Source organism: Minwuia sp., assembly GCF_048263705.1.
Classification (GTDB): domain Bacteria; phylum Pseudomonadota; class Alphaproteobacteria; order Minwuiales; family Minwuiaceae; genus Minwuia.
Genome location: NZ_JBLXDV010000019.1, coordinates 42,723 through 55,642 on the forward strand (window position 1 = coordinate 42,723; position 12,920 = coordinate 55,642).

Here is a 12,920-nt window from a genome sequence, read left to right on the forward strand (position 1 = left end):
GGGCAGGGTGCACGAAGCTGTGGACAAGGCGGAAAGCACACATCAGTATCCAAACATGAACGATATTTCATTAGTCGGTTGCGATAGTGACGGCGCAATTCAACTGAAGCGTTTTGATGTCGGAACGTTGCCGCGGCATGCCCGGCTGGGTGCCTGGACCGAGGTCCTGTACGACAATTTTTATCCCCTCGACCTGATCGACCCGACGGTCGAGTTCTCGATCGGCAAGCTGAGCATCCTTGACATTCCGGGCGTCCGCTTCGGCACGATCGAAAGCGATCCGATGAACGTGTTCCGGCGGCGGCAGCATCTCAGCCGCTCAGGTGGCGACTACTACTACATACCGATGCCGATGAAGCAGTCTCTGGCGCTCAAGCAGTTCGGCAGGAAGGCGGTGATCGCGCCGGGGGATTTCGCGGTGGTCGCGACGGCGGATACCTATCAGTACGAACAGGGGACGCCGAACCTGCTCGCGACCCTGCGGATCGACGGTCCGCTGATGCGCGAACGCGTTCCCCTGATCGACGATCTGGTGGCGCAGACCTGCGACGGCAATGCGCCGCTGGTTCACGTCTTCATCGATTTCGTGCATTCGATCATGCGCCAGAGCAACCAGCTGGACCTGGATTCGGCGGCGGCGATGACACCGCATCTGCTGGACCTGCTGGCGCTGGCCCTGACCGCGCCGGTCGATGCCATGAAAAGCAGCGAAAGCTCGGTGCGGCTTGCGCATCTGCGCCGGATCATGCGGACGATCGAGGATCGGCTGGATGACGAAACCCTGGGCCCTGGCATGCTAGCGCGCGAACTCGGACTGTCGGAACGCTATATCCAGAAGATGTTTGCCGAACGCGGGGAAACCCTGTCGGGCGTGATCCGGGCGCGCCGCATCGCGACGGCTCAACGGCGGCTGATCGATCCGACCCGGTCCGGGTTGTCGGTGGCCTCGATCGCATTCTCGGTCGGTTTCTCCGACCCGGCTCATTTCAGCCGCGCATTCCGATCCATCACCGGCGCATCGCCGAGCGAATTCCGGCGCGAGAATGCCAGAGTGATCGGCGGCTCACTGACATAACCGCCAGCCACCCGAGCGCTTCTTGATGTCCAGATGCAGATGGTCGGCGTGCGATGCGTCGGTGCCCGGTCCGATGACGGTGGTGAAGTTCAGACAGGACGCGGCACGGACGGCCCGCTGGAACGACTCCTCGATCTTGCCGGTACGCTGACGCGGCCTGATGCGGATGGAGGAACCCGCCGAAAAACGAAATCCCATGATATCGACCGCGTTGCCGAAAGAATGTTCGGACAGCTTGCCCGTCTTCGCATTGTTCCGGCGGCGGCAGACATAGGTCGAGCCATGGTCGATGGCGGTCAGCCTGCCCCGGTTTTCCAGCCTCTCCGTCGCCGGCACGACGAAGTCCCTGACCCATTCGGCAAGCGCCAGGGCCGTGGCGCACCGGAGCCGGCTGTCGGGCTGAAGCGTGACGCCGGGCTGGATTTCCTGCACTGAAACCGGGCGCGCGATGCCGCATTCGGGGTCCGTGCTGGTTACCGGTTTGTCCAGCACGGTGTAGGTCACACCCAACTGGTCGAGAACCGCCTGACAGGCCGCGAAATCCTCGTCGGACTCCGTCAGCAGCTGCGGTCGGGTCGGCTTTGTGATTGCCGGCGGGGCGTTGGTCTCCACCTTCGTCTCGGTCCCGGCTTTCCCGGTTTCCTTCTCAGCGGATTCCGAGTCGGGCGTCACCGTCTCGGCCGTGGGCCGTTCCGGCGGCAATGGCACGGCGGCAGGTCTGGGCGGTGGCGGCGGGGGCACGGTCCGGGCCGCGTCCGCTGGCGAAACCGACATGGAAAACAGGAACAGGCATACGGCAGCCAGCCCACGCGTCATGGTGCGAAGGTCACCCGGACACCCTGACCGACCATATCGGCCAGTTCGCGCGCGTCCCAGTTGGTCATCCGCACGCATCCGTGGCTTTGCTTGACGAAAAGCTTGGCCGGTTCGGGTGTTCCATGGATGCCGTATGTCGGCTTTGTCAGGTCGATCCAGATCGTGCCGACGGGCCCGTTCGGTCCGGGCGGCAGGATCAGTGTCTCCTCGTTCTGACCCTGCTTGAAATTCACCGCCGGATCATAGGTGTAGTTCGGATCGTAGGCGATGGCGCGGACCTCCATCTCGCCTTCGGGCGAAGGGGTCTGGTCCGAGCCGACCGCGACCGGATAATCGGCAAGGATACGCCCGTCGGCATCCCGCGCCACCAGCCTGCCGGATGCCTTTTCCACGGTGATCGTGTCAACCTGGCCCTCCAGCGGATCCCCGGTGTTGATGACCACGATGGTTTCACCGGGTTCGAAGCGGGCCTGCGGGTTCAGGACGCGCAGAAAATCCTCGTCCATGTGAAAGCGTTCGGCCAGCCGCTCGGTAACCCGCTGATAACCGAGCTTTTCGTAGGTGGCGAGTCTGGCGTAGTCGTCGGGCAGGGTGTCATTATCGGGGAGATCGGCCTGTTCGATCCGATAACGGGCGGTGATCGGTTTCCGGGTGGCCCAGGTCAGGGCCGTCCAGACGTCCAGGTCAAGAACCCCGTCCGCCGTCAGTCCTTCCCTGGTCTCGAACGCCCGTATGGCGCTGTCGGTCATGCCCCCGCTGAACCCGTCGATCACCCCCGGCGACACGTGCGCCCGATCCAGAAGCGTCTGGACCTTGATCGTCAGCGCGGTCCGGCCTTCCGGCAACGGGCCGGACACATAGGTGGCCGCCTCGATCTCGGCGGGCGTCGGTATTTCATCATCCGAGCTGGCGGGACTGGAGATCATCAGGATCAGGCCGAGACCTGCGGTGAGACCAAAAAAACTTCTGAACATTGCAAACTACTCGATAAATCGCTCAACTCACGGGATGCTATCAGCAAAGCAGGGGGTTCCCAAGCAGGCGCTGCACGCCGCGGGCGAGCGAGCAACGGGGACAGATCAAAATGGGGGAGAGTCCTGAATGAATGACGATCTGATATTGCGCCAGACCGACCGCGGGATCGCGACGGTCACGTTCAACCGGCCCGACGCGCTGAACGCCCTGACGATCGAGATGCTCACCCGGGCCGGCGATGTTCTTGAAACCCTGTCCGCGGACCAGAGTGTTTCGGTCGTCGTTCTGACCGGGGCCGGGCGTGCCTTCTCTGCGGGGGTGGATCTCAAGGCGCTTCAGGCAGCCGGACAGGACGTCAGCGAAGGCAATGTCGGCGATGCGCTGAACGAAGCTGCGCGCCGTGTGCAGCATCTGCTGGAAACCATGCCCCAGGCTACCATTGCCAAGGTGAACGGGTTCTGTTTCACGGGGGCGGTCGAGATCATGCTGGCCTGCGATATCATCATCGCCGCCGAAGAGGCGAAGTTCGGAGATACGCATGCGAAGATCGGACTGCGGCCGACATGGGGCATGACCCAGCGCCTGCCGCGGCGCGTGGGTATGATGCGGGCCAGGGAACTGTCGTTTACGGCACGCACCATCGATGGGCGGCAGGCGGCGGAATACGGTCTGGTTCTGGAAGCCGTACCGCTGGGCGCTCTGGATGAGCACGTCGCCGATCTGGCCGCGGCCATCGCCGCGAACAGCTCCGGTTCGATTGCGGCCTACAAGGATCTCTATGCCCGGTCAGAGAATGCGGGACTCGACGCGGGACTGTCGTACGAAGCCGAGACCACATACGCGATATCGGATGTCAAACAGCGGATAGGCGACATGCTGGCGCGGCTGAAGGGCTGACCGTCACGCCCGCAGCGACGCGTCGAGATAGGGCTGGAAGTGCTGGACCGAAGGCGTGATGACCTCGGGATCCTTCGCCGCGTCGTCCCAGCGCCGCAGTTTCACCGCTTCCATGGCAAAGGGTTGCGAGGCGAAATATTCTGCTTCCCGGGCATCGAACGGACCGCCCTGGACACCCAGAGACGTCACGGATGCGGGTGACAGGGTGGCGAAATAGCCCGGCTGGGTGGCGCAAAGGTAGCGCTTGGCATCGACGTGCAGCCTTACCGGCTGCAGCACATCGTCTCCGAACCACCGGGCCAGATGATCGGCGCCGGCCTTCTCATGCTGCAGATCGATACCGTCGTCCGCTGCCTCGGCGTCATCCTCCAGCACAAGGTGGCCGATGTCGTGCAGCAGGGCGGCAGAGATGGTGGCCGGCGATGCGCCCGCAGCCTCGGCCAGCGTCGCGCACTGGACGGCATGCGCCAGCTGGGTGACCGACTCATTGCCGTACATGGCACCTCCGCGTTGCGCCAGAAGCAGGATCAGATCGTCGGTGACGGACATCGGGTTTCCTTTCAGATCTTGTCGAGCCGGACTTCGATTCCGGACCGGTAAGCCTCATCAAGCGCTTCAAGAACATCATCTACGGTGCTGACATAGGATACATATTCGGCAATCGCGGGGGAAGCGAAACGGGCATCGATGATGTGCTTCATCAGTTGCCGGAACGGCGCGAAATAGCCTTCCTGATCCACGATCACGACCGGCTTGCCATGCAGGCCGAGCTGCCGCCAGGACAGGATCTCGATCAGTTCATCCAGTGTGCCGATGCCTCCGGGGAGCACGCAGAACCCGTCGGAACGTCGCACCATCTCGGCTTTCCGGGTATGCATGCTGTCAACCACCAGCAATTCGGTGATCTCGTCATGTTGGACCTCGACTTTGTGCAGGTGATCCGGGATGATCCCGACAACCTTTCCACCGGCCCGGAGCGCGCCGTCGGCAACCCTGCCCATCAGGCCCAGACGCCCGCCGCCGTAGACCACGCTCCGCCCGTCTTCGGCGATCAGCCGGCCCAGACGTCCGGCGGCATCGAGAAAGCGTTCGTCGGCGCTGCTGCTGGAACCGCAATAGACGCAGATTGAGGAGATATCCGGCATGAGAAGATTTTCCGCCCTGATTGGTGTTGCTCTACTTTCTTCCGCGTTCATGGCGGGCGGGTCAATGGCTGGCGAGGCTGATGTTGTGAATGTCGAGGTCTTCAAGCTGAAGAAATCGGGGGACACCATGTTCCGTTTCAAGGTGACCGTGGCGCACGCCGACGAAGGCTGGGACCACTACGCCGATGCGTGGGAACTGTTCGGGCCTGACGGTGCGAGTCTCGCGCGCCGGGTCCTGCTGCATCCCCACGTCGATGAACAGCCGTTCACGCGCTCGGTGGATGCGGATATCCCGAAGTCGGTGACGGTGGTTACTGTCCGGGCCCATGACAAGGTCCATGGCTGGGGCGGCGTTGAGATGCAAGTGGACGTGCCTCATGATGACTAGCGGAATCCAAGGGAATCGTTGCGATCTTGACGGTCGTGGCTTAGTTAGACCGCGTTTGTGACAGTTTTAGGATCGGAGCGGTCTTGAACCGGAATCTGCTCATCGGAATTGGTATCGCGATCCTGCTGGCCATCGCGGTTTATTTTGTCCTGCAGGACGATGATGAGACCGTCGCCGTCGATCGTTCTCCGCCGGCATCCGACGGATCCGTTGCCGGGGACGGGGAACCGGCGTCGGGATCGGACCGGAATCCGGTATCCGATGCGGCGGCCGACATCACCGAAAAGGCTGATGAATCGGTGGAAGCCGTCGGTGAGGCCGTGGCCGATGCGGTCGACGAAGCCGCAGAGACGGCGGGCAAGGCGGCCTCGGACGTCGCCGAAGCGGTCAAGGACACGGCGCGGGAGGCCGCCGAGGTTGTGACGGATGCCGTCGACAAGGCGGGCAAGAAGGTGCGCGAGGCGGGCAAGGCGCTTTCCGATGCCGCTGATTCGTCCACCAAGGACGTCGGTGAAGCAGGCGAGAAGGTCACGAAGGCTGTCACGGAGACGGTTGCAACGGACTCGACGGCTCCGGACAGGGATACGCAGGCCGGTCAGCCAGAAGCGGGCGCAGGCACATCTTCGGACGACGGGTCGGTTTCCGCGGGAACGACGGGTTCGCAGAGCGAAACCCGGACCGCGGCGCTGCCGCCCCTGAATGCACCCAGTTTTGACGTCGTTCGCATATCGAACCGCGACTGCACGGCGGTCATCGCAGGCCGCGCGACACCCCTGTCGACGGTGACCCTGACCGCCAACGGCGATGTGCTTGCAACCATCCAGGCGGATGGCGCGGGCGAATGGTCCCATCTGCATCTGGATGCCCTGACGCCCGGTCCGGTGACCCTCTCGCTTCAGGCCGAAAAGGACGGGCGTGTGGGACAGGCCGAGAATGATGTAGTCCTGATCGTGCCCGACTGCGCCGAGCCGTCGAACGACCAGACCGCGATCGCCCTGCTGACGCCCAGGTCGGGTGAAGCCACCAAGGTGCTTCAGGCACCCGCCGCTGCCGGCGACGATGCGTCGCCGGAGGGCCTGAATGTCGGCAAGGTGGACTACACCGAGAACGGCAGGATCACGCTGTCAGGCACCAGTGAACTGGACGGCGAGGTCAGGGTATATGTCGATGACGTACTGATGGGGCGTGCCAGGGTCGATGCTGACGGGCGCTGGAACGTCATTCCCGACGCCGAGATCGCACCGGGCCTCCATACCCTGCGCGTGGATCAGGTCGACGGTTCCGGCAAGGTGCTGGCCCGTGTCGAACTGCCGTTTTCGCGGGCCGAGCCGGAAGTCGTGAAGCTCGCCAATGCCCAGTTCATCGTCCAGCCGGGCAATTCCCTCTGGCGCATCGCGCGTCGAACCTATGGCGCGGGTGTGAACTATACGGTGATCTATCAGGCGAATTCCGACCGCATCCGCGATCCGGACCTGATCTATCCGGGACAGGTCTTCCGGTTGCCGCCGCTCGAGGAATGATCCGGAAAACAGAGTAGGGCTTTCGATGACAGCGATATCCAATGCGTTTCTGAAGCTGCACATCAAGGGCCAGCCGCTCGTCATGCCCAATCCATGGGACCTCGGCTCCACGCGGATTCTGGAGCAGATGGGGTTCCGGGCGCTGGCGACGACAAGCGCGGGCTTTGCCTTCACCCTCGGTCGCCGGGATGCGGAAGGCGGCATCACGCGCGATGAAGCCATCGCCCACGCCAGGCAGATTGCCGAGGCGACGGATCTGCCCGTCAACGGCGATACCGAGAACGGGTTTGGACCGACGCCCGACGACTGTGCGGAGACCGCACGCCAGTCCGTTGCCGCCGGACTTGCGGGTTTCTCCATCGAGGATGCGACTGGCGATCACAGCGATCCGATCTTCGAGTTCGATCTCTCTGTGGAGCGCGTGCGCGCCGCCGTCGAAGCGGGCAGGGATGCGGGTGGCATCGTGATGACCGCACGTGCCGAGAACTTCCTGTATGGCAAGCGCGATCTGGATGACACGATCCGTCGCCTGAACGCCTTCGCGGACGCCGGTGCGGATGTGCTGTATGCGCCCGGTCTGCGTGATATCGAGACGGTCCGGACCGTCATCCGGTCCGTGGACAGGCCCGTCAACATCCTGGCCTCGCCGGGCCTGACCGCGCCGGAACTGGCGGACGCAGGCGCAGCCCGGATCAGCCTGGGCTCGGCCTTTGCCATCAACGCCTGGCGCGGTCTTGTGAATGCTGCCGAGGAAGTGCTCGATCAGGGCAGCTTCGGCTTTGCCGCCGGAAAACCCGGCTTCATGGACATCAACAAGATGATGAAGGGGCGCTGAGCGCCCGGTCAAACCGTGCGGTCAGGAGACGCCCGTGAGGGCGCGCGCCCCGAACCGTACCTGCTGGCTGTCCCGGCCCCTCAATTGGTGAGGGTGTCGAACGTCGCCGGTGCGCGATCGATCACGGTCAGTCCGTCCGGGTCGATCTGGATGATCGAAAGCAGGCGATCCGTGGTGCCCTCACGGTTCACGCGAAACGGTCCGTAGTAGGCGGCATATCCGCTGGACAGCAGGATCTGGTCGGACGTGATCCGGCCCTCGGGTCCGACGCTCCCGACGAGATCGGCCGCCACCGCGACGGCGTCATAGGCAAGGGCCGCCAGACGCCCCGGGTACATGTTGTACTTTTCGGAATAGCGCTTCATCAGGGCTTCGTACTGCTCCGGGTCCGGGCCGGTGAACCAGGATCCGACCAGGGACGGTTCCCGTCCCAATCCGTCGCCGTACCAGCTGCTCATGCCGAGGAACTGAACTCTTTTCGGGTCCACGTCATAGAAGGCGAGCAGGGGGGCGATCGTCGGCAGCCGGTTGCGGGGTTCGGCCAGCAGAACGGCGTCATAGGGCGGTGCGCCGAAGGTGTCCGAACCGGAAAGCCGGGCGAGCGCGCGTCGCGAGATGCTGTCGCCCCGCGACTGCAGTTTCGAGCGCTCGCGCGCCAGCGCCGAACGTCGCGCGTCATAGCTGGCAAAGCTTCGCGCCGCCTGAAGCAGGGCGTCATCGCTCGCCTGGGCGCCTGCGGGATAGTGATTGATCCGCGCAGCCTCCAGACCGAGCTGCGGGGCCAGAGACCGGATCTTCTCGGCGACCAGATAGCCGTAGTCGGAATCGGGCAGAAAAGCCGCGATCCGCCGAAGCCCGCGCTGACCGGCGTAACTGAGCATCCGACGCAACTCGGACTCCGGGGTCAGGCCCAGAATGGCCGCACCATTGCCGGCTGCCGACTGATCGTTGGAGAATGCGAGCACCGGTATGTTCTTTGGTGCCATCACCTGGGCCACCGGCTGTACGTGATCGCCGAACAACGGGCCAAGAACCAGTTGCGCGCCGTCGGCGTCCGCTGCCTCGGCGGCAGCGATGGCCCCTTCGGGCGTCGATTTCGTGTCATGCGGCATCAGCATCAGCCGCTTCTCGCCGGAATCGAAGACGGCAAGCTGCGCCGCCTTGAGCATGATGTCGCCCGCGCCCGCCGCAATGCCCGAGAGCGGCAGCAGAACGGCCACACGCAGGGGGGCCTGTTCGCCTTCGGGCCGGTTCAGGGCATAGAGGGAATCGAGCGAATCCTTCGCCCTGTTGGTCTCGATGTCATCGAGCCCGCCCGTCTGGAGGCCCGGCGGCAGGGGTTCGGGTTTTGGCTGTTGCTGACGGGGGGTCGGCTTTGCCGCCGCAGCGGTGTCGGTGGTAGGCTTGTTGCCTGCCGTGTTCTCGCAGCCTGCGATCAGAAGCGGTGCGACAAGCAGTGGCAGCAAAAGGAAGCGGCTCAGCCCAAATGCAAAACGATTCATTGAAACACCCAAACAAAGATCAACCTGAACGCGACAAACAGGCGGAAGGTTTCCGACCGCAACCGGGACTTTACGTCGTGGCGACCCCGATCGGCAATCTCGGTGATGTTTCCGACCGTGCACGCCATGTCATTTCCCACGCCGATCTTCTGCTGGCCGAGGACCGGAGAGTGGCGGGAAAGCTGCTCCGACACATCGGCGCAAATCCGAAGGTGGAGAATTATTCCGATCACAATGCGGCGAAAGTACGTCCCGCGATTCTGGCGCGGCTGGCCGAGGGACAGGTGATCGCACTGACCAGTGACGCGGGGACGCCCCTGATCTCCGATCCCGGTTACAAGCTTGTGGATGCCGCCCGGGAGCAGGGCAGTCCCGTTTTCGTCGTTCCCGGTCCCTCGGCCGTGACGGCGGCACTTTCGATCTCGGGACTGCCGACGGACCGTTTCCTCTTTCTGGGGTTTGCGCCCCCCAGGAGCGCCGCGCGAAAGACGTTCATCGACGAGGTCGCGAAAGTCCGCGCGACGCTGGTCTTCTATGAGTCGCCGCGCAGGTTGAAGGCGCTGCTGCGTGATCTGAAGGCAGTGCTGGGAGACCGGCCCGCCGTCGTCGCGCGCGAACTGACCAAGATGTACGAGGAGACCCGCCATGGCACGCTTTCCGAACTGGTGGAGCGCTACGCGGCGGAGGATGATCCGAGAGGGGAGATCGTCGTTCTGGTCGGCTGGGGTGCCGAGGCTGAAACGGACTGGGATGACATCGACAGGCAACTGCTCGCGCTGATGTCCGAACAGTCACCGCGTGCCGCCGTGGATCTGGTCGCGGGAGAAAGCGGTCTCAACCGACGGGAAATCTATCGTCGTGCGATGCGACTGAAAGAAGGCGATGACCGGGCCTGACACGCGATCCCGTCAGCAGGCCCAGAAAGCGGGCCGGCGCACCGAATGGCTGGCCGGCATGTTCCTCCGGATGAAAGGCTATCGCCTGCTGGCGCGCAACGTGCAGACGCCGATGGGGGAGGTCGACCTCGTCATGCGCCGTGGCAAGACTGTGATATTCGTCGAGGTGAAACGCAGGGCGGGCGCGGTGCCGCCGGGCCTTGCCGTTACCCGCCGACAGCAGGAGCGGATCGCACGCGCCGCCACGTTCCTCGCGGCTTCAGGACGCTACGGAACCGATGTGGAAAGCTATCGTATCGATCTGATCCTGATGGCCGCGGGCCGGATGCCCTCTCACGTGCGTGATGCCTGGCGCGCCTAGAAAGCCTTACAGGCAGACCATATCAGGGTAGAATCCGCTCAGTGATTCGCTCAGATCGGGAACAGGTTCCATGAACATTGAAGCCAGACAGATACGTGCCTTGACGATTGCCGCCGCATTGCTGGCGCTGGGCGGGGTATCGGGATGTGCCGGTGCGCTGATCGGCGGCGGTGCTGCGGCGGGCATCGGTGTCGCGCAGGAGCGGTCCATCGGAGATGCCATCGATGACACGACCATCGCGACCAAGATCAGCGCGAAGCTGTTCGACGACAGTCTGCGCCTGTTCCGCGATGTCGACCTGGAAGTGGTCGAGGGCCGGGTCCTGCTGACCGGCAAGGTCGAGAAACCCGAGGCCCGGCTGCGCGCCGAGGAACTGGCCTGGAAGACGAATGGCGTGAAGGAAGTGGCAAACGCCATTCAGGTCACGTCGGAAGGCGGGCTGGGATCGTACGCGTCGGATGTCCGCATCTCCAACGAGTTGCGCGCCAAGATGGTCGGCGACGCCGACATCCTGGGCATCAACTATTCCATCGAGACCGTCAGTCAGGTCGTCTATCTGATCGGCATCGCCCAGTCCCAGGAAGAACTGGATCGCGTGATCGATCACGCCCGTTCGATCGACGGGGTCAAGAAGGTGGAAAGCTATGTTCGCCTGAAAGACGACCCGCGCCGCAATAGCTAAGGCCCTGGCGATGGACTGGCAGGCTGTTCTGGAGCGTCAGTCGTTTCAGGACGACGACGATCTGGATATTGCCGAGACGCTGATCGCATTGTCGGCGGCGGATCACCCCGGTCGGGACTTCACGGCTGAACGCACACATCTGGAAAGTCTGGCGGAGGGCATTTCCGAACAGACGCCACTGGCTGGCGAACTGTCGCGTCGGCTTGCCGGCGAACTCGGCTATCTGGGCGATTCGGAAACCTATGACGACATGCGGAACGCCGACATCGCCGCGGTGATCGAGCGCCGGCGCGGCCTGCCCGTCGCGCTGGGGCTGCTGTATATTCACGCGGGGCGGACGCTGGGCTGGGACATCACGGGGATCAATTTCCCGGGGCATTTTCTGCTGCGGCTGCGCAACGGGGACGGACATGAGATCATCGACCCGTTCGGCGGCGGTCAGGTCGTGCAGCCGTCTGACATGAAGGCGATGCTGGCCCACATGGCGGGCGGCGAGGCCCGGCTGCACCCCAGCTACATGGCCAGCACGGCCGTCCGTCATGTGATCGTGCGGTTGCAGAACAACATAAAGATACGGGCGCTGCAGGCCGGCGATACGGACCGGGCGCTGGAGATCCTGCGCCGCATGAGCCTGTTCGCACCGGCGACGAGCAGCATCTGGCTGGAATGGTCGGGCATCATGGCGGGGCAGGGGAACATGCGCCGCGCGATTGCGCTGCTGGAGGAGGGGGCGGACCATGCGCCGGACGAAACCGCCCTTCAGACAATGGCCGAAGCCCGCCTGGCTCTTGGCCGGCGTCTGAACTGATCTTTGACCGGCGTGACAGCCGCCCTATCATCGCACCCAGCGTCAGGGTGCCTGTCGCACTAACAGGAGTTTCCGTGCATGAGCCTCAAAGTCGCGGTCCAGATGGACCCGATCCACGCCATCGACATCAATGCCGATTCGACCTTTGCCCTGATGCTGGAAGCGGCGAAGCGCGGACACGAACTGTATTTCTACCTGCCGAGTGAACTGGCCTGGACGGGCGGCGAGGTGCGGGCGCGTGTCCGGTCCGTCGAGGTGCGTCGCGAACAGGGCAATCATTTCACGCTGGGCGAGGACCGGATCGTCGACCTGTCGATGATGGATGTGGTGCTGCTGCGACAGGATCCGCCCTATGACATGGCCTATCTGACGACCACATGGCTGCTGGAGCGCATTCACCCGCAGACGCTGGTGGTCAACGATCCCGCCGAGGTCCGCAATGCGCCCGAGAAGATCTTTGTCACCCTGTTCGCCGACCTGATGCCGGAAACCCTGATCACCCGGGACGAGCGGATGATCCGGGACTTCTATGCCGAGCACAAGGACATCATCGTCAAGCCGCTCTACGGCAACGGCGGCGCAGGCGTGTTCCACATCAAGCCGGGCGATGAGAACCTGAGCTCGCTGCTGGAGACCTTCAGCCTGATGTTTCGCGAACCCGTCATCGCGCAGAAATTCCTGCCCGCCGTTCGTGAGGGCGACAAGCGTATCATCCTGGTCGACGGCGAGCCGGTCGGTGCCATCAATCGCGTGCCCGCCGAGGGGGAGGCGCGGTCGAACATGCATGTCGGCGGCAGGCCTCTGCAGTCCGTGCTCACGGACCGCGAGATCGAGATCTGCAAACGCATCGGCCCTGAACTGAAGACGCGCGGGATGATCTTCGTCGGGATTGATGTCATCGGCGGTCTGATGACCGAGATCAATGTGACCAGCCCGACAGGTATCCAGGAGATCGACCGCTATGACGGATCGAACCTCTCCGGTCTGATCTGGGACGCCATCGAAGCGAAACGCGCGTAA

At 63.7% G+C, this 12,920-nt stretch carries 15 protein-coding genes; 10 read left to right on the top strand and 5 right to left on the bottom strand.

Annotation, left to right across the window (positions count from 1 at the left end):
- Positions 1–127: 127 nt before the first annotated feature.
- Complete coding sequence (locus ACN0X7_RS19380; RefSeq protein ID WP_417520124.1) at positions 128–1,075, top strand: helix-turn-helix domain-containing protein; 948 nt, start codon at positions 128–130, stop codon at positions 1,073–1,075.
- Here ACN0X7_RS19380 and ACN0X7_RS19385 read toward each other — a convergent pair.
- Both ACN0X7_RS19385 and ACN0X7_RS19390 read right to left on the bottom strand, forming a co-directional pair.
- Entirely contained in the window at positions 1,064–1,891 is an 828-nt protein-coding gene (locus ACN0X7_RS19385) for an extensin family protein (RefSeq protein WP_417520125.1), read from the bottom strand. The genes ACN0X7_RS19380 and ACN0X7_RS19385 overlap by 12 nt on opposite strands.
- Entirely contained in the window at positions 1,888–2,865 is a 978-nt protein-coding gene (locus tag ACN0X7_RS19390) for a L,D-transpeptidase family protein (protein ID WP_417520126.1), read from the bottom strand. Before ACN0X7_RS19390 ends, ACN0X7_RS19385 begins: the two co-directional genes overlap by 4 nt.
- A gap of 127 nt (positions 2,866–2,992) precedes the next feature.
- Here ACN0X7_RS19390 and ACN0X7_RS19395 point away from each other — a divergent pair, with 127 nt between their 5' ends.
- Positions 2,993–3,763: an enoyl-CoA hydratase/isomerase family protein gene (locus ACN0X7_RS19395; protein ID WP_417520127.1), complete on the top strand. Its 771-nt coding sequence runs from the start codon at positions 2,993–2,995 to the stop codon at positions 3,761–3,763.
- 3 nt (positions 3,764–3,766) lie between these two features.
- Here the strand turns inward: ACN0X7_RS19395 and ACN0X7_RS19400 are convergent, their stop codons facing one another.
- Together ACN0X7_RS19400 and ACN0X7_RS19405 are read right to left on the bottom strand one after the other, a co-directional pair.
- The gene (locus tag ACN0X7_RS19400) at positions 3,767–4,312 is read right to left on the bottom strand and encodes a phosphonate degradation HD-domain oxygenase (RefSeq protein ID WP_417520128.1); all 546 of its coding nucleotides are present in this window, start codon (positions 4,310–4,312) and stop codon (positions 3,767–3,769) included.
- Positions 4,313–4,323: 11 nt separating this feature from the next.
- Complete coding sequence (locus ACN0X7_RS19405; protein WP_417520129.1) at positions 4,324–4,908, bottom strand: TIGR00730 family Rossman fold protein; 585 nt, start codon at positions 4,906–4,908, stop codon at positions 4,324–4,326.
- Between ACN0X7_RS19405 and ACN0X7_RS19410 the strand changes: the two genes are divergently transcribed.
- The 3 genes from ACN0X7_RS19410 (at position 4,907) to ACN0X7_RS19420 (ending at position 7,651) form a co-directional block, all read left to right on the top strand.
- Positions 4,907–5,296 carry a hypothetical protein gene (locus ACN0X7_RS19410; protein ID WP_417520130.1) on the top strand — a complete coding sequence of 130 codons (390 nt, stop codon included), beginning with the start codon at positions 4,907–4,909 and terminating at the stop codon, positions 5,294–5,296. The two genes, ACN0X7_RS19405 and ACN0X7_RS19410, sit on opposite strands and share 2 nt — an antisense overlap.
- A gap of 83 nt (positions 5,297–5,379) precedes the next feature.
- Positions 5,380–6,816, top strand: a complete 1,437-nt coding sequence (locus tag ACN0X7_RS19415) for a LysM peptidoglycan-binding domain-containing protein (RefSeq protein ID WP_417520131.1) — start codon at positions 5,380–5,382, stop codon at positions 6,814–6,816.
- A gap of 25 nt (positions 6,817–6,841) precedes the next feature.
- On the top strand, positions 6,842–7,651 hold the full coding sequence (locus ACN0X7_RS19420) for an isocitrate lyase/PEP mutase family protein (RefSeq protein WP_417520132.1): 810 nt from the start codon (positions 6,842–6,844) through the stop codon (positions 7,649–7,651).
- A gap of 80 nt (positions 7,652–7,731) precedes the next feature.
- Here ACN0X7_RS19420 and ACN0X7_RS19425 read toward each other — a convergent pair whose 3' ends face one another.
- Positions 7,732–9,153 (bottom strand): penicillin-binding protein activator, encoded by a 1,422-nt coding sequence (locus ACN0X7_RS19425; RefSeq protein ID WP_417520133.1) that lies wholly within the window; start codon positions 9,151–9,153, stop codon positions 7,732–7,734.
- Between the two features lie 77 nt (positions 9,154–9,230).
- On the opposite strand from ACN0X7_RS19425, the gene rsmI reads away from it, so the two are divergent.
- From rsmI to gshB, 5 genes are all read left to right on the top strand, one after another.
- Entirely contained in the window at positions 9,231–10,049 is an 819-nt protein-coding gene (gene rsmI, locus ACN0X7_RS19430) for a 16S rRNA (cytidine(1402)-2'-O)-methyltransferase (RefSeq protein WP_417520134.1), read from the top strand.
- Entirely contained in the window at positions 10,036–10,410 is a 375-nt protein-coding gene (locus ACN0X7_RS19435; RefSeq protein ID WP_417520135.1) for a YraN family protein, read from the top strand. The genes rsmI and ACN0X7_RS19435 overlap by 14 nt, the downstream gene beginning before the upstream one ends.
- A 70-nt stretch (positions 10,411–10,480) precedes the next feature.
- The gene (locus tag ACN0X7_RS19440) at positions 10,481–11,092 is read left to right on the top strand and encodes a BON domain-containing protein (protein WP_417520136.1); all 612 of its coding nucleotides are present in this window, start codon (positions 10,481–10,483) and stop codon (positions 11,090–11,092) included.
- A gap of 10 nt (positions 11,093–11,102) precedes the next feature.
- Positions 11,103–11,900, top strand: a complete 798-nt coding sequence (locus tag ACN0X7_RS19445) for a SirB1 family protein (RefSeq protein WP_417520137.1) — start codon at positions 11,103–11,105, stop codon at positions 11,898–11,900.
- A gap of 78 nt (positions 11,901–11,978) precedes the next feature.
- On the top strand, positions 11,979–12,920 hold the full coding sequence (gene gshB / locus ACN0X7_RS19450; RefSeq protein ID WP_417520138.1) for a glutathione synthase: 942 nt from the start codon (positions 11,979–11,981) through the stop codon (positions 12,918–12,920).

Coding starts and splice junctions, on each gene's coding strand:
- ACN0X7_RS19400 (WP_417520128.1), bottom strand. CDS start 4,312: ATGTCCGTCACCGACGATCTGATCCTGCTTCTGGCGCAACGCGGAGGT.
- ACN0X7_RS19405 (WP_417520129.1), bottom strand. CDS start 4,908: ATGCCGGATATCTCCTCAATCTGCGTCTATTGCGGTTCCAGCAGCAGC.
- gshB (WP_417520138.1), top strand. CDS start 11,979: ATGAGCCTCAAAGTCGCGGTCCAGATGGACCCGATCCACGCCATCGAC.
- ACN0X7_RS19395 (WP_417520127.1), top strand. CDS start 2,993: ATGAATGACGATCTGATATTGCGCCAGACCGACCGCGGGATCGCGACG.
- ACN0X7_RS19445 (WP_417520137.1), top strand. CDS start 11,103: ATGGACTGGCAGGCTGTTCTGGAGCGTCAGTCGTTTCAGGACGACGAC.
- ACN0X7_RS19390 (WP_417520126.1), bottom strand. CDS start 2,865: ATGTTCAGAAGTTTTTTTGGTCTCACCGCAGGTCTCGGCCTGATCCTG.
- ACN0X7_RS19435 (WP_417520135.1), top strand. CDS start 10,036: ATGACCGGGCCTGACACGCGATCCCGTCAGCAGGCCCAGAAAGCGGGC.
- ACN0X7_RS19385 (WP_417520125.1), bottom strand. CDS start 1,891: ATGACGCGTGGGCTGGCTGCCGTATGCCTGTTCCTGTTTTCCATGTCG.
- ACN0X7_RS19420 (WP_417520132.1), top strand. CDS start 6,842: ATGACAGCGATATCCAATGCGTTTCTGAAGCTGCACATCAAGGGCCAG.
- ACN0X7_RS19440 (WP_417520136.1), top strand. CDS start 10,481: ATGAACATTGAAGCCAGACAGATACGTGCCTTGACGATTGCCGCCGCA.
- ACN0X7_RS19425 (WP_417520133.1), bottom strand. CDS start 9,153: ATGAATCGTTTTGCATTTGGGCTGAGCCGCTTCCTTTTGCTGCCACTG.
- ACN0X7_RS19410 (WP_417520130.1), top strand. CDS start 4,907: ATGAGAAGATTTTCCGCCCTGATTGGTGTTGCTCTACTTTCTTCCGCG.